Below are 25,567 nucleotides of genomic sequence, written 5' to 3'. Positions count from 1 at the left end.
GGCGTCATGGCCCGCCGAGACCACCGGGGAATTTCGGACTGTCAGCCCGCGGCCTTGCCCACCCGCCAATATCCGGTGAAGGTGACATCGGCCTTGGGCACCCCGCGCTCGTCGACCAGATGACGGCGCACGCCGGAGGCGAGTTTCTGCTCCCCGGCGACGAAGCCGTACACGCCCTGCGCGGGCAGTTCCGCCCCGCGGACCGCCTCCTGCGCCACGCTGCCGATGGCCGCGGTCGGATCGCTGCGGACCAGCCAATTCACCTGCACCCCTTCCGGTTCGTCCAATTTCTGGGCATCGTCCGGATCGGTGATCTCGATATAGGCCGCGCCCCGCAGATCCCGCGGCGCCGAGCGCAGCACCCCCGCGATCGCGGGCAGCGCGCTCTCGTCCCCGACCAGCAGCGAATACGAACTGTGCTGCGGCGCTTGGTACATGATGCCCTCGTCCAGCAGCCCAACCCGACCGCCCGGGGTGATTCCGGCGGCCCAGCCGCATGCGGGCGTTTCGGTGCCGTGCATCGCGAAATCGATGTCCAGTTCGCCGGATTCGCCGAATTCGCCCGCACCGGCCGGACGCCATTCGCGCACGGTGTAGTTGCGCACCACGGGACGCTGGTCCTTACCCATCATCAGGTACTGCGCGTACCAGAGATTGTTCGCCGCCGATGGCAGCCGCAGGCCGTTGCGACCCGGCATGAACAGTCGGAACCACTGGTCGTAACCCATCGGGGTGAATCCGGCCAGGCCGTCGCCGCCGATGGTGACGCGGACGAAGTTGGGACTGATCTGTTTGCTCGCGAGCACCTCGGCGGTGAGGATCTCCCGCTGCTCGGGCTTGACATATTTGGTGCGCTTGGCCATATGCGTTAGGTTAGCAAAACCTAACTCGCCGAACACGGTGTGAGCGAGCCGACTCCCCACATCCGCCAGCCGTCTGAAAGGCTGGGGTCGTGAATCCATCGACTGCACAGGCGCAGGTCGTCGTCGACGAGCTCGTGCGTGGCGGTGTGCGCGACGTCGTGCTCTGCCCGGGGTCGCGGAACGCGCCACTGGCCTTCGCCCTGGAGGCGGCCGACGCCGCCGGTCGACTGCGATTGCATATGCGCATCGATGAGCGCACCGCCGGATTCCTCGCGATCGGATTGGCCATTTCCAGCGGTCGCCCGGTGCCCGTGGTGATGACCTCCGGGACCGCGGTGGCGAATCTCGGCCCGGCCGTACTCGAGGCCAATTACGCGCGCCAGCCCCTGATCGTGCTCAGCGCCAACCGGCCCTACGAGATGTTGGGCAGCGGCGCGAATCAGACCGTGGAGCAGTTCGGACTGTTCGGCAGTCAGGTGCGCGCGGCGATCAGCCTCGGCCTGGCCGAACGCGAGGAAGGCTACCGCCAGCAGAACAGTGTCTGGCGCGCGGCGGTGTGCCGGGTGCTGGCCGCCGCGCGCGGCAGCCGCTCGGGTAATGCGGGCCCGGTGCAGTTCGACATCCCGCTGCGCGAACCGCTGGTACCCGACGCGCAGCCCGGGGAATCGCAGCCGGCCGGCCGCCCCGGTGGAATCGCCTGGACCGAAACCCAATACGCGAGCCTGGACGTGCCGCTCGAGATCGATCTGACCCCGGATACGGTCGTCATCTCCGGTCACGGCGCGGGCCGCCGCCCCGAACTCGCGGCGCTGCCGACGGTCGCCGAACCCACCGCGCCCATGCACGGTCCGGCCCTGCACCCGATGGCGCTGGCGCTGCTGAAACCCAAGCAGGCCATCATCACCGGACGGCCCACCCTGCATCGGCAGGTCTCGCGGGTCCTGGCCGATCCGGAGATCACGGTCTTCGCGCTCACCACCGGTCCGCGCTGGCCCGATGTCTCGGGCAATGTGGTCGGCACCGGCACCCGCGCGATCATCATCGGCGCGCCGAGTGCGCAATGGCTCGAGCACTGCCACACCGTCGATGCCATGGCCTGCGGGGTCGTGCGCGATCAGCTTGCCCGCCACCCCAAGCCGACGGGTCTGCACGTGGCCGCGGTGGTCATGGACGCCCTGCGCGAGGGTGATCAGCTACTGCTGGGCGCGTCGAATCCGGTGCGGGACGCGGCGCTGGTCTCCCATCCGCGCCCGGGTATCAAGGTGCTGTCCAATCGCGGCGTCGCCGGAATCGACGGCACGGTGTCCACGGCCGTCGGCGCGGCGTTGAGCCATCCCGGTCGCACGATCGCGCTGATCGGCGACCTCACCTTCCTGCACGACGCCTCGGGGCTGCTGATCGGCCCGGGCGAACCGCGGCCCGCGGATCTGACGATCGTCGTGGCCAACGATGACGGCGGCGGCATCTTCGAACTGCTCGAACAAGGCGATCCGCAGTACGCGGGCGTCTTCGAGCGGGTCTTCGGCACCCCGCACGGGATGGATCTGGCCGCGCTCTGCGCAGCCTATCGGGTGCCGCATCGGCAGGTGGATCCGACCGAACTGGCCGTGGAACTGACCGGGCCCGCGCACGGCATCCGGGTCCTCGAGGTGGCCACCGAACGGTCCAGCCTGCGGGAACTGCATGCCGCGGTGAAGACTTCGATCGCGGCCGGCGCCTAGTACTGCGCGTTCGTGTCCTGATATTCCTCGTCGAGGGGGACCGCGATGGACTGTTCGAGCACATCGGCCTCGGCGGCCTCCAGCGTGGGCCCGCCGGTCGGCACACCCGCGTCCTCCTCGTCCACGTCCTGATACGCGGGGACGGTCTGCTCCACATAATCGGCTTCGGGAACTGCGTCGATGGCGTCGATGGCGCGGTCTGTCATCGGGTGCTCCTTTCGCTGTTCGGCCGATTCACCGGTGGTACTACCCCCGGCAGCTTCGAGCATGCGCCTCGCACGCCACCCTGGCAACCGCCGCGTGACCGCTCACTCGCCCGGCAGTGGTCCCGCATCCGCGGGATATTCGACCAGTGCCAGCGTGCGTCCGGCCATGAACCGCGCGGTCCGCACGGCGGTCCCGGTTCGGGTGAGCTCGCTCACTTCCACCACCCCGCGCGCAATACGCACCTCGACCCGCCGCCCCGCCCGAGTCGCGGTCACCTCATATGTGCGAGATCCGTCGCCGGTATCGACAACGATCTCGACTCGATCGCCTTTCATCACCCAATTCTCCCCGCCACCAGCACCTTTCGCCGCTAACAAGTCGGTTGCGGACGGCCGGTGTACTTGCGGGCGATGAGTTTCGCGCGGGCGTGACGTCTACACGGCAGGAGGTATGACATGTTCGAGATGGAATCGGCCGCCGCCGGACTGGAATCGGTGATCGGTGGGATCGGGGACGATCAATTGGCCCTGCTTACTCCCGCCGGGATCACCGTGCGCGAACTGCTGGTGCATGTGGTCGGGTTGACCGAGGCGTTTCGGCAGGCGGCGACCAAGGAGTCGGTGGGTCGCTCGGCGGCGCCGGAGTTCGGGGCGGATACGCCGTTGATCGACGACTGGCGCACGCGGATTCCGATGCAGCTGAAGGCTCTCGCGGCGGCGTGGCGTGAGCCCGGCGCCTGGACGGGTGCGACCGAGGCGGACGGGGTGACGATGCCCGCGGCCGAGATGGCACTGGTCGCTTTCGACGAGGTGATCGTGCACGGCTGGGATCTGGCCCGTGCCACCGGACAGTCCTATGATCCCGCCGCCGCGGACCTGGCCGTACTCCTCGAATTCCTTCCCGCGTTTCCGGCGCAGGGCGTCCCGGGCATGTTCGGTCCGCGGGTCGAGATTCCCGCCGACGCCCCGGCGCTGCACCACGTCCTCGGCCTCACCGGCCGGGATCCGCATTGGACCGCGTGAACAGACCCGAGCGGGCGGCGAGCAGGGCCGCCTCGGCGGCGGTGGCGGCCGCCTGCTCGTCGATCGGATCGCCGGTGGCGAGCAGTCGGTAGTACAGCGGTGCGGAGACTGCGGAAAGTACCGCGCGAGCGTCTGTTTCGGCCGCGAGCTCACCGCGGGCCACGGCGGCCTCGATACAGGGCGACCATTCCGCCAGCCGGGTGTCGTAGAAGTGCCGCAGCGCCTGTGCGGCCTCTGGATCGCAGGTGGCCGCCGCCACAAGGGATTTGAACAGCGGACCCTGCCGCGGGTCGGCGAGGGTCGCGGCGACCAGCCGGGCGTTGGCCAGCAGATCCCCGTGCAGCGTTCCCGTATCGACATGGGGGAGTGAGGTTTCCGCCATATCGGTGAGAACGTCGGCGACCAGTCCGGCGGGTGTGCGCCAGCGCCGGTAGACCGTGGTCTTGCCGACCTCGGCGCGCGTGGCCACCTCGCCCAGATCCAGCCGCGCGAAGCCGTGCTCGGCCAGTAGATCGCCCGCGACCCGCAATACCGCCTCGCGCACACGGGCCGTTCGGCCACCGGGCCGCAGCGAGCCGGGCTTCTCATCGGTCATAACGGGCCTCCAGTTTCATTAACAGTCGATCGAGTGTATCGTCTCTCGTGTTAATGAAACTGTTGTTCCGTTAGGAGTGAGTCATGGAGTATCGGCGACTGGGCGCCTCGGGACTACTGGTTCCCGCATTGAGCTTCGGCGCGGGCACCTTCGGCGGGCGCGGCGAGCTGTTCTCGGCCTGGGGCGATACCGATGCCCAGCAGGCGCGCCGAATGGTCGACATCAGCCTGGACGCGGGGGTGACCATGTTCGACACCGCCGACGTGTACTCCGACGGCGCGTCGGAACAGGTACTGGGCGAGGCGATCCGGGGTCGGCGCGATCGAGTGCTGTTGTCCACCAAGGCCTCCCTGCCCACCGGGCCGGGGCCCGGTGACGCCGGATCGGGTCGCGCGCGTCTGATCGGCGCGGTGGAGGCCGCGCTGCGTCGGCTGGACACCGACTACCTCGACCTGTTCCAGCTGCACGCCTTCGACGCCGCGACACCGGTCGAGGAGGTGCTCTCCGCCCTGGACGATCTGGTGCGCGCGGGCAAGATCCGCTACGTCGGCGCGTCCAATTTCGCGGGGTGGCAGCTGATGAAATCCCTTGCCGCCGCGGACAAGTACGGTCTGCCGCGCTACATCGCCCACCAGGTGTACTACTCACTCGTCGGCCGCGACTACGAATGGGAGCTGATGCCCCTGGGGCGCGATCAGGGCGTGGGCGCGATGGTGTGGAGCCCGCTGGGCTGGGGCAGGTTGACCGGCAAGATCCGTCGCGGCCAGCCCTTGCCGCCGAATTCGCGGCTGCACAAGACCGCCGAAGCGGGCCCGCCCGTGGACGACGAACTGCTCTACGACGTGGTCGACGTGCTCGACGATATCGCCGCCGAAACCGGCCGCACGGTACCGCAGATCGCCCTGAACTGGCTGCTCTCGCGCCCGACCGTGGCCACCGTCATCGTCGGCGCCCGCAACGAGGATCAGCTGCGCCAGAACCTGGGCGCGATCGGCTGGCAGCTGAGCGCCGACCAGATCGCCCGCTTGGACAAGGCCAGCGCGGTCACCCCGCCCTATCCCTACTACCCGTACTACCGGCTGCCCGACTTCGCCCGGCTGAATCCGCCCGCGGTGTAGGTCAGTACACGTCGCGCACGTAGCGCTTCTCGGCGACGAGTTGTTTCCTGAAGGCCAGGGCGGCATCGGCGTCGAGCTTGCCGTGGACGCGGGCGATGCGCAGCAGAGCGTTGTCGACATCGCCCGCCATGCGGGTGGCGTCGCCGCACACGTAGAGATGACCGCCGTCGGCCAGCCAGGACCACAGCTCCGCACCGTGTTCGATCATGCGGTGCTGCACATAGATCCGTTCCCGTTGATCCCGGGAGAAGGCCAGATCCAACCGGGTGAGGAAACCCGTGCGGAACATATCCTCGAGTTCGTCGCGGTAGTAGAAGTTGTCCTCGGCGTGCTGATCGCCGAAGAACAGCCAGTTGCGCCCGCCGCAACCCAGCGCGCGTCGCTCGTGCAGGAATCCGCGGAACGGCGCGATTCCGGTCCCCGGGCCGATCATGATCATCGGGGCGGCCGGATCCAACGGCGGCCGGAAATGCGGTGCGCGCTGCAAAAACACCGGTACCGCGCCCTCGCCGCAACGGTCGGCGAGATAGGTCGAACACACCCCGCCGCGCCGGGCGGCCGGATCGCCGTAGCGCACCACGCCGACGGTCAACTGCACCTCGCACGGATCCACCAGCGGACTCGACGAGATCGAATACTGGCGCGGCTGTAGCTTTTTCAGCACGCCGAGCCAGTCGATCAGATCCGCGCGCACCGGGAAATCGCGCAGCACGTCGACCGCCTGCCGATCCCACAGATAGCGGTCGAGTTCGTTGCGATTGTCGCGGCGCAGCAGTTTGGCCAGGCGCGGATCGGGATTGTGCTCGGCGATGAAGGTCAGCAGATCGTGGCTGACCTTGCTGATGTCGTAATGCGTACGCAGGCCCTGCGCCAACGACAGCTCGCGGCCGTCGAGTTCGATGCTCCGCGTACCGTCCAGACCGCTGACCGCCAACCACTCGGTCACCAGATCCTCGTCGTTGGCGGGCCATACGCCGAGAGAGTCGCCGACCTCGTAGGTGGCGTCGAGGGTGGACAGATCGAAGCCGAACTGCCGCACCTCCTTCGCCGAACCCGGCCGCGACAGCAGTTCATTGCGCACGAGCGGAGCCGCGACGGGGGCGTTGCGGGTGAACGGCGTGGCCGCGCGCCGCGTCGCCGGAGCCTCGGGCCGGGTCAGCAGAATCGTGGCCGCGCCGCCCGAGGGTCGCGATGCGGGCGAATCGACCTGCGCCCCAACGTCCTTCGCGAGCGCGGTGATCACCGCGTCGAGCCACCGCGTGGACAGCGAGTCGTGATCCGGCTCGCTGTCGATCCGGTCGAGCAGTCGCGTCGCCCCGCGTTCGGCGAGCAGCTGATCCAATCGGCGGCCGTGCCCGCAGAAATCCTCGTAGGAGGAATCGCCGAGCGCGAAGACGGCATAGCGCAGCGTGGTGAGCCGAACGGCGCTGTCGTGCAGTCGATCCCAGAAATCCGCCCCATTGTCCGGCGGCCCGCCGTCGCCGAAGGTGCTCGTGACCACCAGCGCGTCGCCGGTGAGTTCGGCGAGTTCACAGGAATTCATATCGAGCAGCCGGGGCGCGAATCCGGATTCGGCGAGCCGCCCGGCCACCGCCGTGGCCAACTCCTCGGCCGTACCGGTCTGCGAGGCCCACAGCACGGTCACCGCGGGCGACGAGATCTCGGCCGCCGCCTCGGGCGTGGTGTCGCGGGAATACATACCCGCCAGTAATCCATTGAGCCACAAACGACTTCGCGACGACAGCGGCGCGGTCTCGGGCAGTACCGGCTGACCCTGTACCGGCAGGGAGTGCAGTGCGGTCAGATAGCCGCCGAAATAGATCCGCTCGGACTCGCTCAGCGTCGGCGCGGTGGCGGTCTCCAGGCCCAGCACGGTGGCCAGCGGATGTGCCGTCCCCTCCGGCGGCGCAACCGGTTCCGGCTGCGGCATCGCCGCCACCTTGCGCAGCGCGACCGCGCACGCCTTGAACTCCGGCTGCAGTGAATCCGGATCGACCGCGTCGTTGGTGACGGCATTGACGGTCAAGTATTCCCCCTGCTCGTCATTCCAGTGGAACGGCGCGAAACAGCATCCGGGCCGCACCCGATCGCTGATCAGCACCGGGAGTACGGCCCGTCCGCGCCGCGAGGCGAGCTCCAGCTGATCGCCCGCACGCACCCCGAGCCGCTCGGCGTCCTCGGGATGCACCTCGAGGAATGGTTCGCCGTTGAGCCGGTTGAGTTTCGGCACGCGGCCGGTCTTGGTCATGGTGTGCCACTGGTGTTGCAGCCGACCGGTGTTCAGCGTGAACGGATAGTCGTCGTCGGGCATCTCCCGCGGGGGCATATGCGGGCGCGGCCAGAACACCGCGCGGCGGCTCGGCGTCGCGAAGGCCAGCCGGGGTCGATGCCCGTCCTCGTCGACGAACAGCGCCTGGCTCATCCCGTCGTTGTGATAGCGGATCGGATTGCGCGGCCGGTCCGGATCCGGGCACGGCCACTGCATCGGCCCCGACCGCAGCCGCTCATAGTCCATGCCGCGTAGGTCGTATCCGGTGGCCGGATTGGCGAAGCGGCGGATCTCGTCGAAAACCTCGGCGCTGGAGGCGAAGTCGAAACCGTCGAAACCCATGGCCGTGGCCACCTGCGCGATGAGCAGCCAGTCCGGCCGGGCCGCGCCGATCGGATCCACCGAGCGCTGCAGCAGGCTGACCGTGCGCTCCGAATTCACCATGGTCGCCTCGGCCTCGGCCCACAGTGCGGCGGGCAGCAGCAGATCGGCGTAGGCGTTGGTGGCGGTCTCGGTGTACACGTCCTGGGCCACCACCAGTTCGGCCGCCTCCAGCCCCGCGATCACGGTCTTCCGATTGGCCACCGTGGCAACGGGATTGGAGCAGATGATCCAGCACGCCTTGATCCGCCCGTCGGCCAGGCCGCGGAACATCTCGATGGTGCCGGGCCCGGATTCTGTTCGGATCGTTCCGGGTTCGAGCCGCCACGCCGTCTCGACGAAGGCGCGATCGGCCGCGTTGAGCACGCTGCGCTGGCCCGGCAGCCCCGCGCCCATATAGCCCATTTCCCTGCCGCCCATGGCATTCGGCTGCCCGGTCAGCGAGAACGGTCCGCTGCCCGGTCGGCAGATCGCCCCGGTGGCCAGGTGCAGATTGCAGAGCGCGTTGGTATTCCAGGTGCCGTGCGTGGATTGGTTGAGGCCCATGGTCCACAGCGACATCCACTCGCCCGCCTCGCCGATCCACCGTGCGGCCGTGCGGATGTCGTCGGCCGCCAGACCGGTGAGCTCGGCCACCCGGTCCGGGGGATAGTCGGCCAGGAACCGTGGCATCGCATCCCAGCCCTCGGTGTGCTCGGCGATGAAATCGGCGTCGATATCGCCATTGGCGACCAGCAGATGTAGCAGGCCGTTCAGCAGGGCCAGATCGGTTCCCGGCCGGATCTGCAGGAAAAGATCGGCGCGCGTGGCGGTTTCGGTCCGACGCGGATCCACCACGATCAGCCGTGCGCCCGCTTTGAGCCGATCGGCCATGCGCAGGAACAGGATCGGATGGCAGTCGGCCATATTCGCGCCGATCACGAAGAACAGATCGGCGTGGTCGAAATCGTCGTAGGAGCCGGGCGGACCGTCGGCGCCGAGGGACTGTTTGTAACCGGTTCCCGCACTGGCCATACACAATCGCGAATTGGCCTCGATATGCACGGTGCGCAGATAGCCCTTGGCCAGTTTGGTGGCCAGATACTGCGCCTCCATCGACATCTGCCCGGAGACGTAGAGCGCGATCGCATCGGGCCCGTGGGTGTCGAGGATCGCGCGCAGCCGATCGGCCGCCTCGCGCACCGCCTCGTCGACCCCGACCGGCTGCGGCGGGCGGCCGCGTTCGGGCCGCCGGAACGCGGTGGTCATCCGCCCGGGCGCGGCCATGAGCTCGGCGTGGGTGGCCCCCTTGGTGCACAGCCGTCCCGCGTTGACCGGATGCAGTTTGTCGCCGCGGATCTTGGCGATGACCGGCGCGCCGCTCTCACCGGGCCGCGTTTCCACGCTGATGCCGCAGCCCACGCCGCAGTAGGAGCACGTGGTGGCGAAGGTGGACATGTGCCGATCATCTCGACCCGCGATTGCGCCGGATTTACCGAAGGTTATCGCCAGGTGACGAAGCTCCACACAGCCCCGAAAAGCGGCTGTGAGGAGTGTTCGACATCACGTTCAGTCCAGCTTGTAGGCCCGATGCAGGGCGACGATCCCCCCGGTCAGATTGCGCCATTTCACCGCCGACCAGCCCGCGTCGGCAATGCGCAAGGCCAACTGCGGCTGATTCGGCCAGGCTCGGATCGACTCGGCCAGATATACATAGGCATCCGGATTGGAGCTGACCGAACGCGCGACCCGCGGCAGCGCCTTCATCAGATACTCCATGTACAGCGTCCGGAACGGGCCGAAGACCGGCGTGGAGAATTCGGCGATCACCAGCCGGCCGCCGGGCTTGGTGACGCGCAGCAATTCGCGCAGCCCGGCGTCCGGATCGGACACATTGCGCAGGCCGTAGGAGATGGTGACCGCGTCGAACACCCCGTCGGCGAACGGCAGCGCCGTGGCGTCCCCGGCGACCATCGGCACCTCGCGGAACCGGCCCGCCGCGAGCATGCCCTGAGAGAAGTCGGTGGCGACACACCAGGCGCCGGATTTGATGAACTCCGCGGTCGACACCCCGGTCCCGGCGGCGAGATCGAGCACCCGCTCCCCGGGCCGCAATGCCAGCGCCTTCCGCGTCGCCCAGCGCCAATATCGATCCTGACCCGCCGAGATCACGGTATTGGTGAGGTCGTACCGCTTGGCCACCCCGTCGAACATCGACGCGACCTCGTGCGGTTGCTTGTCCAACGAGGCCCGAAACGACTCTGTCTTCGCCACGCCTGCGACCCTAACCCGACCGGCCCGTCGGATGCCCGTACAGGGTGCGCTAGGCGGTGCGGCAGGCGCTCACCCGGTCGCCGCCGATCACCTCGGCGTAGTGGCCCATCAGTTCCGTGCAGATGGCGGGCCAGGTGCGGTGCAGGACGGATTTGCGTGCGGCCGTGGCGAAACGGAGACGCGACTGCGGGTCCCGCAGGGCCGCAACGGCACTGGGCAGTAGTTCGGCGAAACGGTCGACCGGTAGCAGATATCCGTTGCGGCAGTGCGCGATCAGATCGCGCGGACCGCCCGCATCCGGGCCGACGACCGGTAGACCCGAGGCCAGCGCCTCCTGCACGCCCTGACAGAACGTCTCGTGCTCACCGGGATGCACCATGACATCCAGGCTCGCGTACGCCGCGGCCAATTCCGCGCCGCCGAGCTCGCCGGTGAAGATCGCCGTCGGCATCAGCTGCGCCAGTCGCGCCCGCTCCGGGCCGTCGCCGACGACGACCAGCTGCACATCCGGATCGTGGGCCAGCGCCGCCAGGCGCTCCACATGCTTCTCCGGTGCGAGCCGACCGACGAATCCGACGACGAGTTTGTGATCGGCGTTCCAGGCCGCGCGCAGTTCGAGGCGACGGGCAGAGGGGGTGAAGCGGGCGATATCCACCCCGCGCGCCCACCGGTGCACACGCGGAATGCCATGCTGCACAAGATCTTCCGCGGCGGCGCTGGATGGGGCGAGGGTGCGCGAGGCGCGTACGTGGATGCGCCGGGTCCAGGCCCAGGCGGCGCGGCGGGCCGGCCCCAGGCCATAACTCTTGGCGAAGCCAGCGACATCGGTCTGATACACAGCCACCGCGGGCAGATCCAGCCGCAGCGCGGCCGCCACCCCGCCCGCACCCAACAGGAACGGCGAGGCCAGATGCACCACATCGGCATCGAATTCGTCGATGGCCGCGGTGATCACCGGCTGCGGCAGTCCGACCGGCAGCGAACTGATCTTGGGCACCATCACCGCGGGCACGCGAACCACCGGAAAGCGGCCGTGCTCACGCGGTGCGGGCGGCAGTCCCCGGGTGGTGTCCGGCGCGATGACCAGCGCGTCGTGACCGTGGCGGTCCAGGTGGTCGAGCACCTGCAGCACGGAATTCACCACACCGTTCATATTCGGCAGGAACGATTCCGCGACTATCGCTACACGCACGGTTCGAGTGTGATCACCGCGCGCCGCACCGCCGTCACGCCCAAATGACACCTATGAGAAGTTCCGGCGAACATTCCTGCGGAGCCGGGCCACCAGCCACAGCACCGGTAGGGCCAGCCCCCACGCCACGACGATCACCGACAGCGCGGGTATCACCGCGACCCGCGCGTCCCGCCCGGCCACCCGCACCAGGTCCGGATCGCTGCGGCTGTATTCGACATTGATGCGCTCGCCGGCGGTGAGCTTGGTCGGGTACAGCACGCCGACCTTCGGATTGCGGGTCACCCCATCGGGAGTGGTGAAGATGACCGCCGAACGCAGTCGCCCGGCCGAGAGCACTTCGGCGCTGGCCACACCCCTGTCGGAGCTGATCAGCAGATCGTCGCGCCAGGCAGCGAGCACCAGCAGGACCGCAAGCACACTCACGACGGTGGCGGCGATGAGCACTCCGATCCGGATGCGCCGCAGGCGAATCGGCCGCCGATCGATCGGATGCGCGCGCCGGTGATCAGACTGCGTGGTTTCCGACACCGCACAAGGCTATTGCATGGCTCGGCTAGCGTGTGCGGGCATGTCCCGAAAATTCAGCTTCACCGTGCCCTACCGCGTCCCGGTCGAAGATCTTCACCGGGCGATCATCAATGACGAACTGTGGCGGGCGAGGTTCTCCGGAGCCCCGACGGCCACCCTGGACCTGTCGCATCCCGACGGGCCGGACACCATCCGCATCCACATGACCGAACGCGCCGCTGCCGACAAGATCCCGTCGATCGTCGGCAAGGTGCTCAAGAGCGAACTCGTCCTCGAGCGCACCGACAACTGGGGTCCGCTCGACGGCGATACCGCCCGCGGCATCTTCGCCGGCTCCACCAAGGGCATCAGCACCGAGATGGAGGGCACCTACCTGCTGCGCCCCACCGCCGAGGGTTCGGAGATCGAGGTGGCCGGCATCGTGACCGTGAAGGTGCCGATCGTGGGCGGGGCCATTGAGCCGCTGGCCGAACAGCTGCAGCACCGAGTGGTCAACAGCGAGCGCAAGTTCATCGAGGAGTGGCTGATCAAGGCCGACGCCTAGTCCCGAAAACGCGAGTCCCGGCTGAATCCGATTCAGCCGGGACACCCCTCAGCCGCGGGTCTCGGTGCCGGGCCCGAAATCACCACCGTCGTACGCGTGCTGTTCGACGATGACCAGCCAGTTCCCGGAGTTGTCGCGAATGATGGCCTCGACGCCGTAGGGCCGATCGGCCGGTGGCTGAACGAATTCGACACCCTTGGCGGTGAGTTCCTCGAAGGTCTTGCGGCAGTCGTCGGTGGCCAGGCCCAGCGCGCCGTGCGTGCCGTTGGCCATGGACCGACGAATGGCCTCGGCCAGATTGTCGTCCAGCGGCGGCCCCGGCACCATGAGGGTGATCTCGAGCTCGCGGTGGTTCGGATGCGAGACGGTCACCCAGCGGAAACCATTGTCGCCCATGGTGATATCGGAGGTCTCGACGAAGCCGAGCTTATCGGTGTAGAAGGCCTTGGCCTCGTCCTGATCGGTCACATACACGGTGACCAGGGAAACGTTGGTGATCGTCGTCATGCGCTCAGCGTATGACCGCCGGTGGCGGCCGAGCTTCTCCGAAATTGCGGAACGCGTTCAGGGCGTTCGGCGGTCCGACAGACCGTGCATGAACACGTAGCAGCCGGGTATGCGCGGCACGCCGTCGCTGGCGAATTTGGCCTGATACGCCGACGGCGACATCCCGACCAGCTCGGTGAACTTCCGGCTGAACGAGCCCAGGCTGCTGTAGCCGACCAGCATGCACGCCTCGGTGACCGTGACATTGCTCGCGCGCAGCAGATCCTGTGCCCGTTCGATCCGCCGCTCGGCCAGATACAGCGCGGGCGTCTTACCGTAGGTCGCGGCGAAACAGCGCAGGAAGTGGTACTTCGACACGCCCGCCGCGGCGGCCAGTCCGTCCAGATCCAGCGGTTCGGCGTAGTGGCGGTCGGCCAGATCCCGCGCCCGCCGCAGATGCGGGAGCAGATCCTCGGGGACCGACCGCGCGTCCATCAGGCGAAGGGGGCGAGTTCGTCGAATCGCATCGAGGCCCGGCCCGCGGCGCGCCACGCGCGGGCCACCAGATCGCTGTCCTCCTCGGTGACCAGATTGCCCATCACCCGAACCGCGGTGTGCTGCAGGAACTTCGAGCGCATCACCGGCGGCCCGCCCGCGGGCACCATGCGCGGATGGGTGGCCAGCGCCGCGATCCGCCGCGCCACCGAGAACGTCCGGCCGTAGCGGGCGCGCAGCAGATCCGGCCACAGCGTGGTCAGATCCGGCTCGTCGAGCAGTCCGGCCAGCAGATGTCCGCCCTCGAGCCCGTAGTCGATACCCTCGCCGTTGAGCGGATTCACACAGCCTGCCGCATCGCCGACCAGCGCCCAGTTGCGCCCGCTCACGCCGGAAACCGCGCCACCCATGGGCAGCAGCGCCGAGGCCACCGCACGGGCCTCGCCCTCGAATTCCCATTCGCCGCGGCGCAGCGAGACATAGTGCTGCAGCAGCGGTTTCAAGGCGATATGCGAGGGCCGCTGTTCGGTGGCCAGCGAGCCGACCCCGATATTGACCTCACCGTTGCCCAGTGGGAAGACCCAGCCGTAACCGGGGACCAGGGTGCCCTCGGCGTCGCGCAGCTCCAGATGCGAGGTGATCCATTCGTCGTCGCTGCGGGCCGAGCGGATGTAGGCCCGGGCCGCGACGCCGAAGGCGTACTGCCGATGCCAGGTGCGACCCAACAGCTTTCCGATCGGGGAGCGCACCCCGTCGGCGACGATCAGGGTGCGACAGGAGATCTCCCGCGATCCGGCGTCGGCGCGCACGGTCACCCCGGTGACGCGGTCGCCGTCGCGGGCCACATCCACCACGCGCGCCGCGTCGACCATGTGGGCGCCCCATTTGATCGCCGTCTCGCGCAATTTGTCGTCGAGCTCGGTCCGGGGGACCGCGCTTCCGTAGGCCGGGAACGAGCCGTCGGGCCAGCGCAGCAGCGCCTCGCGGCCGAATCCGGTCATGCGCAATCCGCGATTGACCGTGTGGGCGCGCACCCACTCACCCAGACCGAGATGTTCCATCTCGGCCGTGGCGCGCGGGGTGAGTCCGTCGCCACAGGTCTTGTCGCGCGGGAAGGACGCGGCGTCGAGCAGCAGGACATCGCGGCCCGACCGGGCGGCCCAGGCCGCGGCGGCCGAACCCGCCGGGCCCGCGCCGACCACGAGAACATCGGCATGGGCGGGCAGCGATTCGGCAGTGCGACCGTGGTCGGACGCGGGATCCGGTGCAACCATGCGATCAATACTTCCAGCCCTCGCCGACGAGTGTCGCCCGGTGTCTGTTTCCTCCCACAGTGACGGTGTTCATGGGGTCTCGGGACTCGACACGCTAGGTTCTTCGGTGTGGGGACGGACGCGGCGTTGGGAGACGAGATGAGTGCATCGGCTGTGCGCGATGAGAGCACCGTGGTCGCCGGGGTGGACCTGGGCGACCCCGAGCTCGCGGCGACGGTGCAGGCCGGCCTGGACGATGTCGAGAAATTGCTGATCAGCGAGCTGTCCGATGGGGAGGAGTTTCTCCAGGAGGCGGCGCTGCATCTGGCCAAGGCCGGGGGCAAGCGATTCCGGCCGCTGTTCACCATCCTCACCGGACAGCTGGGCCCGCGCCCGACCGATCCCGACCTGATCACCGCGGGCACGGTCGTCGAACTGGTCCACCTGGCCACGCTCTACCACGACGACGTCATGGACGAGGCGTCCATGCGCCGCGGCGCGGCCAGTGTGAATTCGCGCTGGGGCAACAGCATCGCCATCCTGGCCGGGGACTATCTGTTCGCGCACGCCTCCCGCCTGGTCTCCACGCTGGGGCCGGACGCGGTGCGCGTCATCGCCGAGACCTTCGCCGAACTGGTCACCGGGCAGATGCGGGAGACCATGGGGGCCAAGCAGTCTCAGGATCCGGTCGAACACTATCTGCGGGTGGTCTGGGAGAAGACCGGATCGCTGATCGCGGCCGCGGGTCGCTTCGGCGGCACCTTCTCCGGCGCCGGCCTCGACCACATCGAGCGGCTGGCCCGCCTCGGCGACGCGGTCGGCACGGCCTTCCAGATTTCCGACGACATCATCGATATCTCCTCGGTCTCCGAACAGTCCGGTAAGACTCCCGGGACCGACCTGCGCGAGGGCGTGCACACCCTGCCGGTCCTGTATGCCCTGCGCGACGAGGGCGCGGAGGGCGACCGCCTGCGCAAGCTGCTGGCCAACCCCCTGCAATCCGACGACGAGGTGGCCGAGGCCCTGGATCTGCTGTCCCGCTCCCGCGGCATGGTCCTGGCCAAGGAAAAGCTCCAGGGCTACGCCGATCTGGCACACGCCGAACTGTCGGCCCTCCCGCCCGGTCCCGCCAACGAGGCCCTGGAGCGACTGGTCCGCTACACGATCGAACGCGTCGGCTGAGATCACATTTCTCCCTGGAACTCGTTCTCGGCTTCTATCGTTGACCTGGTGTAATACGAGCAATGAGATGTGGCCGAGAAGTGTGCGGACGCGACGACCGTTTGCAGGAGTACATGGGTGACTCGCCGGGCACGTCCAGAAGGTGAGTGCCCCTCGGACGTAGGACCTGTGAGCGGGTCTCGCGGCACTGACTTGTATGGCCTGAAGGCCCGGAGAGGCGGTCATGTACGCGAATGGACTGAAGACCTTCGGATTGATGGTCGGGATGTCGGCATTGATCGTCTTCGCCGGCGCGATGTTCCGGAGTCCGACGATCCTGCTGATCGCGATCCTGATCGCCGTGGGCATGAACGCCTACGCGTATTTCAACAGCGACAAGTTGGCGCTGCGGGCCATGCACGCCCAGCCGGTCTCCGAACTGGAGGCGCCGGTCATCTACAAGATCGTGCGCGAGCTGGCGACGGCCGCGCGGCAGCCGATGCCGAGGCTATACATCAGCCCGACCAACGCGCCCAACGCCTTCGCCACCGGCCGCAGCCCGCGCCACGCCGCGGTGTGCTGTACCAGTGGCATCCTGCAGATCCTGGACGAGCGTGAATTACGCGCGGTCCTGGGCCACGAACTGTCGCATGTGTACAACCGCGACATCCTGATCTCCTCGGTGGCCGGCGCACTGGCCGCGGTGATCTCCGGCCTGGCCAACCTGGCCTTCTTCGCGAGTGCGTTCGGCGGCGGCAACCGCGACGGCGAGGGCCCCAATGTCATTGGCGTACTGCTGGTTTCGCTGCTCGGCCCGATCGCCGCGAGCCTGATCAAATTGGCCGTCTCCCGCTCGCGCGAGTACCAGGCCGACCAGGACGGCGCGGCGCTCACCGGCGACCCCCTGGCCCTGGCCTCGGCCCTGCGCAAACTGGAGAGCGGCACCCAGGCCGCCCCGCTGCCGCCCGAGCCGCAGCTGACCGCACAGTCGCATCTGATGATCGCCAACCCCTTCCGCAACGGCGACCGCATGGCGCGCTGGTTCTCCACCCACCCCCCGATGGCCGACCGCATCGCCCGCCTGGAGCAGATGGCGGGCGGCCCGCGGCGGTACTGAGCTGCGCCGACTAGTCGCATATGGTCGGAAACAGGCCATGGTCGGCCGGAAGACCCGTGATTAGCCTGATGGATACGGGCCGAACGTCTTCCGGATTGCGGGGGTGTGATTTCGATGCACTGGCTTTCGACGGATTGGCACAGCGTCCGGGTGTTCTATTACCGGCCGGACAAATCCGATCTGCTACTGCACGGTGTCCGGCCGCTGTTCGATCGGCTGCGCCCCCAGGTCGAGGCGGTCTCGTTCACCAGGCATTGGCGTCAGGGACCCCATGTGCGGCTGAATTTCCTGACCGACGAGACGACCTTCACCGAGACGATCTGGCCGACCGTACAGCGGGATATGCGGGCCTATCTGGCCGAGGCGCCGTCGACCACGGTCCTCGATATCGAGCAGGAGCTGCGCAGACATGTGCGAATGGCGGAGTTGGAGCATGAGCGCGGGCCGCTGACCCCGTGGCATTCCGACAATACGGTTGTCCTGTCCGAATTCGATCCGCGGACCGACATCATGGGCGATGCCGGCCGGGCCGATGCGCTGGCCCGGTTCTATTCCGATACAACCGATCTCGCATTCGACTGTTACGACGCCTGTCGCACTCGATCCGCCCTGTTGTCGCGGGCATTGGACCTGATGATCGCGGCCGGGCATATCGGAGCCGCCGGCGGAATCCGGCAGGGCTTCGTCTCGTTCCGCTCGCATGCGGAGGGGTTTCTGGCCGCCACCGACGACGGTGCGGCGCTGCGCGATCGGTGGGATGCCAACTTCCGCCATTCGTCGGACCGGCTGCGGGACAGGGTGACAGCGCTGGTCGATGCGATCGACCGCGCGCAATTCTCGGAACCCTTTCTCGCGGACTGGGCGCGGATCATGACGTGCTGTCGAGCATTCGCCGAGGAGACCGCCGCCGCGGGCGTGTCGCCGGTTCCGCCGCCGCCACCGCCCGCTCCCGGCGCCACGCGGCGGCTCGGCGAAGCCAGCGCGTTCCATCACCGCCTCTTCGACAATCCGACGTGGGCGACGATGCAGCAGAGCGCCGAATTCGCCGTGTACCGGCTGATCCTCAATTTCACCTATCTGCATCTGACGCAGCTGGGTGTCACGCCGGTCGAGCGCGTCCTGCTGTGCCACCTCGCGGCGGAGGCCGTCGAGGCGGCCTACGGCATCTCGGCCTACGAGATCGTCGGACAGCCCTACACCGAAAAGGCGGTGGGCTGAATGGGACTGCTGCTGTCCGACGACGTCTACTACGCGGAGACGGCGGAGGGTATGACGATCTTGTCGCCCGCGGGCCCGGTGGCATTGATCGGCCGGACCCCGTATCCGATGCTGCGCGCCCTGCATCCACTGCTCGACGGGACGTACACGCTCGACGAATTGGTCGCCGGGCTCCCCGAGGACCGTGCGGCGGCGGTGCGGCGACTGATCACGATGCTGTCCGATACCGGAGTGGTCCGATCGACGGCGGCCGACGGCGATATCGGCGTCGGCGGCAACGCGCTCGTCATCGGAAAGGCCGACTTCTGCACCGAAATGGAACGAACCGTTCGCCGGTCGGGCGGTTCGGTCACCCGGATCGCGACCGACGGTTCCGCGGAGGTGACCGATGCCGTTCGAACGGCCCTGGCGGACATCGACTTCGGATATTGCTGGCTGCCGAGCCTCGATCCGGCGTCCGTCGAGTCGATCGAGACGGCGTTCCGCCTGCGGGGTGTGCCCCTGGCCTGGGTTTCGAGTGTCGGCGAGAATATCTGGTTCGCGTGCGGCGCACCGACGGGGGAGGACACTCCACTGTCGGCCCTGTCCGTCCTGCTCCGACTGGATGCGAACGGCCATGTGACCGAACAGGACCGAGTCGAGCTCGCCGCCCCGGCGGGTACGGCGCTCGCGGTGCGGCTCGAGCGTAGCCGATCCTCGCCGCGGCGAGAAGCCGTGCGATTCGACCCCGATACGCTGGAAAGTTCGGTCGTCAAGACCACCACCGATCATCCATTCGCCGCCCCTGCGGCCACCTGCTCCGCGGACGAATTCGGTGCGCGGATCGTGGAATTGGCGCGGTCGCCACGATTGACCGAGGCCGAGTTCTCCGCGCGTGCCGCCGGTTTCCGGGGTGAGTGGACGGGATTGTTCACCGACCCCGACGAATCCGATTTCGCTCAGATACCGCTGCGGGTATGCCGGGCAACGGTATCCGATCCGGTCGGCCTGCTGCGCCTGCGCGGTGAACCGCGACCGGAGGTGGTCGGATGGGGTGGCGACTTCGCCTTCGCGCGATATCGCGCCGTCGAACAGGCCCTCGCCACATATGCCTCGATCATGGTCGATCCCGCCCGGCTGCAGACGAATTCGGTCCGGGATTCCGATGCGGCGGGCCGGGCGGCGACGCTGCGCGCGCTGCTCACGGGCGCCGTCCGGGGACACACCCACGCCTATCGCCTCGACGATGCCGCCGTCCTGATGGTGGATGCCACCACGGCATTTCCCGTTCTCGCCGCCGCAACGCCCTATCGCCTACCGCCGGGCGTGGCGTTCGGTTACAGCTGGGACGACGCGGTATGCCGTGGGATCCTCGGACAATGCCGTGAGATCGCACTGCGCGGATTGCGGACCGGCGAAAGCGTCGCGACCAGGGTGCGCCCGCCACGCGGCTCAGCGACCGAAAGCGCCACGCTGGCAAGACTGTTCGGCGCGGAGCTCGAACTGTGGCAGGTGCGGTCGGTGCCGGCGGTTCCGGCCGCGGCCTGCACGATCGGCGGGCGGCTGGTCTCCTGCACGAGCGGGCTGACATTCGACGACGCGGCCACCGCCGCCCTGGAGACCGCTCTACTGCGGTGTCAGTCGATGGCCGAACAGCGGCCGGAATACGCTCCCCGCGTTCCGGAAGACATCGTCGTCGGCGGTATCGCCGCCGAGGTGCACGAAGCGGAACCGATGGACCTCGCGGTTTTGACGTCGATGTGGGCCCGCGCGGGCCGACGACCGGTGGTCGTGCCCCTCGACCACGATCCCCGGCTCAGTGCGGCGCTGCCATATCTGGTGCACGTCGTCTGGGCCGGGGAGTGCGGGTGAGGGGCGTCGAGCGGTATCGCTCACTCGCGCAGCTGCATTCGATACCAGAACGGCCCGGCGTCCGGCCATCGGCGAATGCTGCCCGGTTCGGCGGATACCAGATTCCAGTACGGCGCGAAGTCGGTGTGGATCTGTTTGCGGGTGACGCTCTGCGGTCCCCGGGTAAAGGCATAGAGGTACAGCGTGGCTCCCGGCGCCGCGATTCCGGCGGTGGCTTGCGCATAGGCCGCCTTCGCGGTATTTCTCAGATTATGTGCGCAGCCGAAATCGAGCAGGAAATCGAAGCGCCGCTCGGCGAGCTCGCTCGGCATATTCAGCAGATCCGCTTGGATATAATCCACATCCACTCCGGCCTCGGCTGTCCGGGTCCGCGCATGAGTCAAAGCCTGCCCCGAAATATCGACGCCGGTGACTTTCCAGCCCTGCCGCGCCAGATAGATGGACTTCGTTCCGGCGCCGCAACCGAGATCGATCGCCCGGCCCGCCGGGAGGGATTTATCGCCCTCGATGAGATCCACCAGTTCGTCCATGGGCTTCCCGAGATCCCATGGTGAAATTCCGAGACGATAGGCCAGGTCGTACAAAAAGGAAACGACCTTCGACGACTGTTGAGTTTCCACTTCTGATCCTGCCTGTTCGTGGATATGAGTGTATTTCCCGATTGCGGTTCAACCGGCGATCGGGGATGTCGTGTGCCGAGCGGCCGGAAACAAATAGGTTCCGAAGAGATCGGAGCGGCTGGTCAGCTTCATCTTCCGCAGAATCGACGCCACATGATTTTTCACCGTATTGGGGCTGATGCCCAGGAGTCGGGCGATCTGCTGATTGGTGTGCCGTAGCGAGATCAGCTCCAGAATCTCCTTCTCGCGGGCCGTCAAGCTCAGCAGACTCGCCGCCTCGGCATTCGGAGCGGTGGTATCCGTGCTGGACAGCACCCAGAATCGGGTGCCCGACAGGGTGGCCTCGACGCAGGCGGCGAGCTGCTCGGGCGATTCGACAGAGGAGACGAAGCTGTCCACTCCCCAGGCCGTCGCCAGGATCAGATCTCGGTGCTCCGGCGGATTCGAGAATATGAGAATCTTGGAATTGGGTAGAAACTTCTTGAAGGTTTCGCAGGCGGCCAAACCGCCGCAGGCGAATCGATCCTGGAACGGATCTATGATCATCAGATCGAATTGACATCGACCGTGTAGATACCGGCTCAGTGCAGCGATATCGAGCTTTCCGCCACGTGGTGGTTCGAGTTGCTCGAATCGGAAAGAGTCGGGTAGGGTAGATATAATGCCTCGACAGGTTATGGGCGTGAGTCCGGCAAGTAGGACAGATTTCAAATTATCCCCCCGAGTGTTCATTTCAACTCCCCACGCGAGAAACGTAGACCTCACGGTATCTCGCGCTGGTGGGGGTGTCAAGGTTCTGTTCGGGAGTGATCGCCGACGTTTGCGGTATGCTCTAATGGACGCTTGCTGCGTGAGGCGACAACGACATGTGAGTCGTAATTCTCTCCCGTGTATGTAGTTGAATACTTTCTCAGTAGGTCGGTATGTGCGGCGTCCTGAATTGTGTCGAATCCACACGCTCGTAGAATTTCTGCCATATGCCGCCGAGTGAGGAGGGTGAGCCATGGCTCGCCCAATCCCTCGAGAAATGTCATCAGCTCTCTCATGCGCGTACGGCGATCCTCCGGCAGGACGTGCAGCGGCTCGCTGTAGTCGAGGACGATATCGACCGGCGCCCGCTGTTCGGCCACGAAGCGCAGCGTGTCGACCACGGTATCGATCGTCAGATAGGGCACGACGCCGAGCCAGGTGAAGAAGGCCGGCGCGGTTCGATCGAAACCCGCCCGCGCCAGCGCGTCCGCCAGAGTGTCCTGCTCGAAATCTATTGGGACCAGACGCAAGTCGGGTGGCAGCGGTCGCTCGGCCGCCGCGAATCTGTCGAGCTTCCACCGCTGAGTCACCGGATGGTCGAGTTCGAACACCCGGCGACCGCGCTGCGCCGCGCGATAGCCCAGGGTGTCCAATCCGGCGCCCAGGATGACGACCTGGGTTGTCGGCGACCGCGCGGCGAGCGCATCCTCGGCGATGCGCTGGCGTGCGGCGACGAACAGCCTGGCCTCGGGCGGGAACAGGACATCGACGCGGTCGAGATCGTCGAACGCCGATGCGGTCACGCCCGCGAATTCGAGGGCCAGCGTGTCGCGCAGGATCTCCGCGCGATCCACGACCTGATGGGCCGCGCGCGCCAGGGCGGCGGCGAGCGCGGTGCGGCTGACTCCCTTGACCGCGAGTCTCGGCGGTCGGTCACCATCGGACGCGGAGTGCGCGTGGTCCATACATGAACTCTTTCTCTCGCATCGGGACGCTCTCGAGTGGCTGGTCGAGACGCAACCGCGGGAATCGCCGGAAGATCTGGGTCACGCACTGCTGCACCTCGATCCGAGCGAGATGGGAGCCGATGCAGCGATGGATGCCGTAACCGAAACCCACGTGGCGGCCGGGCTCGGCCCGATTCGGTCGCAGCCGCGCCGGGTCGTCGAAGACCGACGGATCGTGATTGGCCGCCGTGAGGGAGACGGCCACCGTTTCCCCCGCGCGCACCAGCACGTCGCCGAGTTCGATATCGGCGGTCGCGGTGCGCGGCGGCATGACGACCTGCGAGACGCTGAGGAACCGCACCAATTCGTCCACGGCGGCATACTCGTTCGACAACGCGTGCAGATATTCGGCCCGCTGTTCGGGCTGCTGCAACAACAGCAGAACCGACGAGAGAATCATATGTGCGGTGGATTCCGTGCCGCCGATGATCAACATCATGCTCATATTGACCAATTCGCCATCGCTGAGATCGGTGTCGGCGACCAGGCGGCCGAGCAGGTCGTCGGAGGGCTCGGCCCGTTTGCGACGGATCAGCTCGCCCAGATAATTCATCGTATCCATGAACACCTGGAAACCCGCGGGACCGTCCACATCGGTAATCTCCGCGGGACTCGAGAATTGTTGATCGTCGGCCGGGATCCCGAGTAGTAGTCCTATTGCGGAAAAGGTGATCGGATGCGCCACGCAGGTCGCCAGATCGACCTCTCCCGAAGGCGTCGACGCCATGATGTCGAGGCGTCGCTCGATGATCTGCTCCAGCCCCGGCCGGAGTTCCTCCATGCGCGGGCGGGTGAAATGCGGCAGGAGCATACGGCGATATCGGGTATGTTCCGGCGCGTCCATATTCGACATCTGCCCGGGAGCGGCGGGAGGCATGGTGAGCCCACCCATGGTCGCCAGCGGAATATGCTGCAATTCGGGGCGCGAACTGAATATCGGATCGCTCAGCACGTGGCGGGCGAGAGTATGTCCGGTGACAAGCCATCCGAGATGCCCGTCCGGAAACACCATTCGAACGATCGGACCGGCCTCCCGTAGTTTCAGAAATTCCGGCGGAGGATCGAGCGGGCGGTCGCGAGGACGTTCGGTCGGTAGCGACTGGAGAATATGTTCTTTTTCAGATGTCGGCATCCGACTCTCCTTTGCGGCCGGGTATTCGGCGGAGGCGCCGGGAGGCGTCGGATGCGACGCGCAGTCGCAGGTCCGGCGCCTCCACGACGTGATTACTAGGTGCAGCAGGAGCAGATGCAAACACAGCTCGTGCAGGATGCGCCGACCTCGGTCATCCCGTGACCATCGGTCAGCGACTCGATGGGCAGGCCGCTGCCGTCCAGCTGGAACACCTCCATCGGAAGTTCCTCGAACCGCCGACGGATCTCATTGGGATCCTTGCCTTGTGCACTCATGACACTATCCTTCCTACGCGAAGAAAATATTCGCGTGATTCAAATGCTTGCATCTCGAAAGGTGGTCATCAATGGCCGCACAATGACTAGGTTCCGTGATTGATTGCTAGTATCGAATAGTTAGTAGTGGACTATAGTGGTCCTTTGTGTGGTTTGGGCATACCGAATAGGACCCCATTTTTCGGGGCAGTAGTGGTAGCGAATAGTCAAGAGTGGACTATGGCAGCCGCGGCGTGGCGTGGATAACCTACGGTCAGATGCGTTCGGCCGTCGGGCAGGAGAACCAGATGCAGGAGCACGCCTCGCTTGCGCCGCTACCGGTAGATCGCCGGGCCGGTTGTCCCTTCGATCCGCCACCCGGATTGAAAGATATGAAACTGTCCGGCCCGATCGTTCGTGCCGTTCATCAGGACGGGTATGTCGGATGGCTGATCACGGATCATTCCCTGGCCCGCGAAATGCTACTCGATCCGCGGTTCAGTGCGCGTTCGGATCTGCGCAGATCGGCGGTCGGTGAAAAAAGCGGAGAGGCGATGTCGCCGCCGCTACCCGGTCAGTTCATCAGCATGGACAAACCGGAGCATTCCCGATATCGGAAGATACTCGCCAAATACTTCACCGTGAATCGGCTCGACCGCATGACCGCCGATATAGAACGGATCGTGAATGCCCAGCTGGAGGTGCTGGCCGCGGACGGCTCTCCGGCCGATCTGGTACGGGCGTTCGCCATGCCGGTGCCCTCGCTCGTGATGGGCGATCTGATCGGGGTACCCCCCGCGCATCGGCAGGCCGTGCAGCAGATCAATACGGATTTCGCGATGGCCGAGGACATCGCCGACCGCAATCGGCAGCTGGGTCGGCTGTGGGCCTATCTGTCCCAGCTGATCGAGTACCGTCGCCACCAACCGGGCCCCGGTCTGGTCAGCTCGTTGATCTCCGAGCATCCCGATCTCACGGACGGTGAACTGCTGCAGCTCACCCTGGGGCTGATCCTCGGCGGCCACGAAACGACCGCGAATATGATCTCGCTCGGCGTCTTCGCGCTGCTGCGGCATCCGGACCAGCTCGATCGGATGATGTCGGATCCGGCGTCCGACGGCGCCGCCGTCACCGAACTGCTGCGCTACCTCACGGTCACCCATCTCGGGCTGCCCTACCGCGCCGCGCTCGAGGATGTCGAACTGGGCGGGGTGCTGATCGGCAAGGGCGAGACGGTGACCATCGCCCTACCGGCGGCGAATCGGGACGAGTCGGTCTTCGCCGCACCGGACACGTTGGCCCTCGATCGCTCGGATGCCCGGCATCACCTCGCCTTCGGCTACGGCGCGCACCGATGTCTCGGGCAGTACCTGGCCGAACTCGAGCTGCGAATCGCCTATCGCGGAATCTTCGAGCGGCTACCGGGGTTACGTCTCGCGGTCGAGGACGTGCCGATGCGTCGTAACGCGACCATCTACGGCCCGAAAAGCCTGATGGTCACCTGGGACGCCCGGGACCGGGGTTAGG

General features: G+C 66.9%; 25 protein-coding genes. 9 read left to right on the top strand and 16 right to left on the bottom strand.

The window, feature by feature from the left end:
• Positions 1-41 precede the first annotated feature (41 nt).
• On the bottom strand, positions 42-863 hold the full coding sequence (locus NP4_RS18925; protein ID WP_067999518.1) for a siderophore-interacting protein: 822 nt from the start codon (positions 861-863) through the stop codon (positions 42-44).
• An 89-nt stretch (positions 864-952) separates the two neighbouring features.
• Between NP4_RS18925 and menD the strand changes: the two genes are divergently transcribed.
• Positions 953-2,584 carry a 2-succinyl-5-enolpyruvyl-6-hydroxy-3-cyclohexene-1-carboxylic-acid synthase gene (gene menD, locus NP4_RS18920; RefSeq protein WP_067999516.1) on the top strand — a complete coding sequence of 544 codons (1,632 nt, stop codon included), beginning with the start codon at positions 953-955 and terminating at the stop codon, positions 2,582-2,584.
• On the opposite strand, the gene NP4_RS18915 is transcribed toward menD, so the two are convergent.
• Both NP4_RS18915 and NP4_RS18910 read right to left on the bottom strand, forming a co-directional pair.
• Complete coding sequence (locus tag NP4_RS18915; protein ID WP_067999515.1) at positions 2,581-2,790, bottom strand: Rv3202a family protein; 210 nt, start codon at positions 2,788-2,790, stop codon at positions 2,581-2,583. The genes menD and NP4_RS18915 overlap by 4 nt on opposite strands.
• Positions 2,791-2,892: 102 nt before the next feature.
• A complete protein-coding gene (locus tag NP4_RS18910) occupies positions 2,893-3,126 on the bottom strand; it encodes a DUF8836 family protein (RefSeq protein ID WP_067999513.1) in 234 nt (77 codons plus the stop codon).
• Positions 3,127-3,246: 120 nt separating this feature from the next.
• Here NP4_RS18910 and NP4_RS18905 point away from each other — a divergent pair, with 120 nt between their 5' ends.
• Positions 3,247-3,813: a TIGR03086 family metal-binding protein gene (locus NP4_RS18905; RefSeq protein WP_067999511.1), complete on the top strand. Its 567-nt coding sequence runs from the start codon at positions 3,247-3,249 to the stop codon at positions 3,811-3,813.
• On the opposite strand, the gene NP4_RS18900 is transcribed toward NP4_RS18905, so the two are convergent.
• A complete protein-coding gene (locus NP4_RS18900) occupies positions 3,782-4,408 on the bottom strand; it encodes a TetR/AcrR family transcriptional regulator (protein ID WP_067999509.1) in 627 nt (208 codons plus the stop codon). The two genes, NP4_RS18905 and NP4_RS18900, sit on opposite strands and share 32 nt — an antisense overlap.
• Positions 4,409-4,491: 83 nt before the next feature.
• Between NP4_RS18900 and NP4_RS18895 the strand changes: the two genes are divergently transcribed.
• Positions 4,492-5,526 (top strand): aldo/keto reductase, encoded by a 1,035-nt coding sequence (locus NP4_RS18895; RefSeq protein WP_067999507.1) that lies wholly within the window; start codon positions 4,492-4,494, stop codon positions 5,524-5,526.
• A 1-nt stretch (position 5,527) separates the two neighbouring features.
• Here the strand turns inward: NP4_RS18895 and NP4_RS18890 are convergent, their stop codons facing one another.
• From NP4_RS18890 to NP4_RS18875, 4 genes are all read right to left on the bottom strand, one after another.
• Positions 5,528-9,613, bottom strand: coding sequence for a bifunctional nitrate reductase/sulfite reductase flavoprotein subunit alpha (locus tag NP4_RS18890; RefSeq protein WP_067999506.1), 4,086 nt, complete (start codon positions 9,611-9,613; stop codon positions 5,528-5,530).
• Positions 9,614-9,724: 111 nt separating this feature from the next.
• Positions 9,725-10,429, bottom strand: coding sequence for a demethylmenaquinone methyltransferase (locus tag NP4_RS18885; protein ID WP_067999504.1), 705 nt, complete (start codon positions 10,427-10,429; stop codon positions 9,725-9,727).
• Positions 10,430-10,478: 49 nt separating this feature from the next.
• Positions 10,479-11,621 carry a glycosyltransferase family 4 protein gene (locus tag NP4_RS18880; RefSeq protein ID WP_174556155.1) on the bottom strand — a complete coding sequence of 381 codons (1,143 nt, stop codon included), beginning with the start codon at positions 11,619-11,621 and terminating at the stop codon, positions 10,479-10,481.
• A gap of 51 nt (positions 11,622-11,672) precedes the next feature.
• Positions 11,673-12,110: a DUF3592 domain-containing protein gene (locus NP4_RS18875; RefSeq protein WP_174556158.1), complete on the bottom strand. Its 438-nt coding sequence runs from the start codon at positions 12,108-12,110 to the stop codon at positions 11,673-11,675.
• A gap of 82 nt (positions 12,111-12,192) precedes the next feature.
• Here NP4_RS18875 and NP4_RS18870 point away from each other — a divergent pair, with 82 nt between their 5' ends.
• Entirely contained in the window at positions 12,193-12,696 is a 504-nt protein-coding gene (locus tag NP4_RS18870) for a DUF2505 domain-containing protein (protein WP_067999502.1), read from the top strand.
• A 48-nt stretch (positions 12,697-12,744) separates the two neighbouring features.
• Here the strand turns inward: NP4_RS18870 and NP4_RS18865 are convergent, their stop codons facing one another.
• The 3 genes from NP4_RS18865 to NP4_RS18855 are packed head-to-tail and all read right to left on the bottom strand — an operon-like array spanning position 12,745 to position 14,951.
• Positions 12,745-13,203, bottom strand: a complete 459-nt coding sequence (locus NP4_RS18865; RefSeq protein ID WP_067999500.1) for a VOC family protein — start codon at positions 13,201-13,203, stop codon at positions 12,745-12,747.
• Between the two features lie 57 nt (positions 13,204-13,260).
• Positions 13,261-13,677 (bottom strand): helix-turn-helix transcriptional regulator, encoded by a 417-nt coding sequence (locus tag NP4_RS18860; RefSeq protein WP_067999498.1) that lies wholly within the window; start codon positions 13,675-13,677, stop codon positions 13,261-13,263.
• Positions 13,677-14,951, bottom strand: coding sequence for a geranylgeranyl reductase family protein (locus NP4_RS18855; RefSeq protein WP_067999496.1), 1,275 nt, complete (start codon positions 14,949-14,951; stop codon positions 13,677-13,679). The genes NP4_RS18860 and NP4_RS18855 overlap by 1 nt, the downstream gene beginning before the upstream one ends.
• Before the next feature lie 138 nt (positions 14,952-15,089).
• On the opposite strand from NP4_RS18855, the gene NP4_RS18850 reads away from it, so the two are divergent.
• The 4 genes from NP4_RS18850 (at position 15,090) to NP4_RS18835 (ending at position 20,277) form a co-directional block, all read left to right on the top strand.
• Positions 15,090-16,112: a polyprenyl synthetase family protein gene (locus NP4_RS18850; protein ID WP_067999495.1), complete on the top strand. Its 1,023-nt coding sequence runs from the start codon at positions 15,090-15,092 to the stop codon at positions 16,110-16,112.
• 223 nt (positions 16,113-16,335) lie between these two features.
• Positions 16,336-17,208, top strand: a complete 873-nt coding sequence (gene htpX / locus NP4_RS18845; protein ID WP_067999493.1) for a zinc metalloprotease HtpX — start codon at positions 16,336-16,338, stop codon at positions 17,206-17,208.
• 114 nt (positions 17,209-17,322) lie between these two features.
• Positions 17,323-18,426 carry a thiopeptide maturation pyridine synthase gene (locus tag NP4_RS18840; RefSeq protein ID WP_147287926.1) on the top strand — a complete coding sequence of 368 codons (1,104 nt, stop codon included), beginning with the start codon at positions 17,323-17,325 and terminating at the stop codon, positions 18,424-18,426.
• Entirely contained in the window at positions 18,427-20,277 is a 1,851-nt protein-coding gene (locus NP4_RS18835; RefSeq protein ID WP_067999487.1) for a hypothetical protein, read from the top strand.
• A 20-nt stretch (positions 20,278-20,297) separates the two neighbouring features.
• Here the strand turns inward: NP4_RS18835 and NP4_RS18830 are convergent, their stop codons facing one another.
• From NP4_RS18830 to NP4_RS18810, 5 genes are all read right to left on the bottom strand, one after another.
• Positions 20,298-20,897 carry a class I SAM-dependent methyltransferase gene (locus NP4_RS18830; RefSeq protein ID WP_255285523.1) on the bottom strand — a complete coding sequence of 200 codons (600 nt, stop codon included), beginning with the start codon at positions 20,895-20,897 and terminating at the stop codon, positions 20,298-20,300.
• A 48-nt stretch (positions 20,898-20,945) separates the two neighbouring features.
• Positions 20,946-21,443, bottom strand: a complete 498-nt coding sequence (locus NP4_RS41665) for a response regulator transcription factor (protein WP_067999484.1) — start codon at positions 21,441-21,443, stop codon at positions 20,946-20,948.
• Positions 21,444-21,685: 242 nt separating this feature from the next.
• Positions 21,686-22,612, bottom strand: coding sequence for a class I SAM-dependent methyltransferase (locus NP4_RS18820; RefSeq protein WP_067999483.1), 927 nt, complete (start codon positions 22,610-22,612; stop codon positions 21,686-21,688).
• A complete protein-coding gene (locus NP4_RS18815; RefSeq protein ID WP_169813766.1) occupies positions 22,581-23,666 on the bottom strand; it encodes a cytochrome P450 in 1,086 nt (361 codons plus the stop codon). Before NP4_RS18815 ends, NP4_RS18820 begins: the two co-directional genes overlap by 32 nt.
• Positions 23,667-23,881: 215 nt before the next feature.
• Complete coding sequence (locus tag NP4_RS18810) at positions 23,882-24,061, bottom strand: thiomuracin/GE37468 family thiazolyl RiPP peptide (protein ID WP_067999479.1); 180 nt, start codon at positions 24,059-24,061, stop codon at positions 23,882-23,884.
• Between the two features lie 257 nt (positions 24,062-24,318).
• Between NP4_RS18810 and NP4_RS18805 the strand changes: the two genes are divergently transcribed.
• A complete protein-coding gene (locus NP4_RS18805) occupies positions 24,319-25,566 on the top strand; it encodes a cytochrome P450 (RefSeq protein WP_211335851.1) in 1,248 nt (415 codons plus the stop codon).
• Position 25,567: the final 1 nt, after the last annotated feature.

The organism is Nocardia pseudobrasiliensis NBRC 108224, assembly GCF_001613105.1.
Lineage (GTDB): Bacteria > Actinomycetota > Actinomycetes > Mycobacteriales > Mycobacteriaceae > Nocardia > Nocardia pseudobrasiliensis.
The sequence above is the reverse complement of the archived record's forward strand: the minus strand, read 5'-3'. Positions and strand labels throughout refer to the sequence as shown.

Excerpts from the sequence above, each read along its gene's own strand:
- NP4_RS18925 (WP_067999518.1), bottom strand. The coding sequence starts at position 863 with ATGGCCAAGCGCACCAAATATGTCAAGCCCGAGCAGCGGGAGATCCTC.
- NP4_RS18895 (WP_067999507.1), top strand. The coding sequence starts at position 4,492 with ATGGAGTATCGGCGACTGGGCGCCTCGGGACTACTGGTTCCCGCATTG.
- NP4_RS18900 (WP_067999509.1), bottom strand. The coding sequence starts at position 4,408 with ATGACCGATGAGAAGCCCGGCTCGCTGCGGCCCGGTGGCCGAACGGCC.
- NP4_RS18865 (WP_067999500.1), bottom strand. The coding sequence starts at position 13,203 with ATGACGACGATCACCAACGTTTCCCTGGTCACCGTGTATGTGACCGAT.
- NP4_RS18840 (WP_147287926.1), top strand. The coding sequence starts at position 17,323 with ATGCACTGGCTTTCGACGGATTGGCACAGCGTCCGGGTGTTCTATTAC.
- NP4_RS18835 (WP_067999487.1), top strand. The coding sequence starts at position 18,427 with ATGGGACTGCTGCTGTCCGACGACGTCTACTACGCGGAGACGGCGGAG.
- NP4_RS18815 (WP_169813766.1), bottom strand. The coding sequence starts at position 23,666 with ATGGTGTTTCCGGACGGGCATCTCGGATGGCTTGTCACCGGACATACT.
- NP4_RS18910 (WP_067999513.1), bottom strand. The coding sequence starts at position 3,126 with ATGAAAGGCGATCGAGTCGAGATCGTTGTCGATACCGGCGACGGATCT.
- NP4_RS18860 (WP_067999498.1), bottom strand. The coding sequence starts at position 13,677 with ATGGACGCGCGGTCGGTCCCCGAGGATCTGCTCCCGCATCTGCGGCGG.
- NP4_RS18905 (WP_067999511.1), top strand. The coding sequence starts at position 3,247 with ATGTTCGAGATGGAATCGGCCGCCGCCGGACTGGAATCGGTGATCGGT.
- NP4_RS18810 (WP_067999479.1), bottom strand. The coding sequence starts at position 24,061 with ATGAGTGCACAAGGCAAGGATCCCAATGAGATCCGTCGGCGGTTCGAG.
- NP4_RS18850 (WP_067999495.1), top strand. The coding sequence starts at position 15,090 with ATGAGTGCATCGGCTGTGCGCGATGAGAGCACCGTGGTCGCCGGGGTG.
- NP4_RS18915 (WP_067999515.1), bottom strand. The coding sequence starts at position 2,790 with ATGACAGACCGCGCCATCGACGCCATCGACGCAGTTCCCGAAGCCGAT.
- htpX (WP_067999493.1), top strand. The coding sequence starts at position 16,336 with ATGTACGCGAATGGACTGAAGACCTTCGGATTGATGGTCGGGATGTCG.
- NP4_RS18890 (WP_067999506.1), bottom strand. The coding sequence starts at position 9,613 with ATGTCCACCTTCGCCACCACGTGCTCCTACTGCGGCGTGGGCTGCGGC.
- NP4_RS18870 (WP_067999502.1), top strand. The coding sequence starts at position 12,193 with ATGTCCCGAAAATTCAGCTTCACCGTGCCCTACCGCGTCCCGGTCGAA.
- NP4_RS18820 (WP_067999483.1), bottom strand. The coding sequence starts at position 22,612 with ATGGACCACGCGCACTCCGCGTCCGATGGTGACCGACCGCCGAGACTC.
- NP4_RS18805 (WP_211335851.1), top strand. The coding sequence starts at position 24,319 with ATGCGTTCGGCCGTCGGGCAGGAGAACCAGATGCAGGAGCACGCCTCG.
- NP4_RS18855 (WP_067999496.1), bottom strand. The coding sequence starts at position 14,951 with ATGGTTGCACCGGATCCCGCGTCCGACCACGGTCGCACTGCCGAATCG.
- NP4_RS41665 (WP_067999484.1), bottom strand. The coding sequence starts at position 21,443 with ATGATCATAGATCCGTTCCAGGATCGATTCGCCTGCGGCGGTTTGGCC.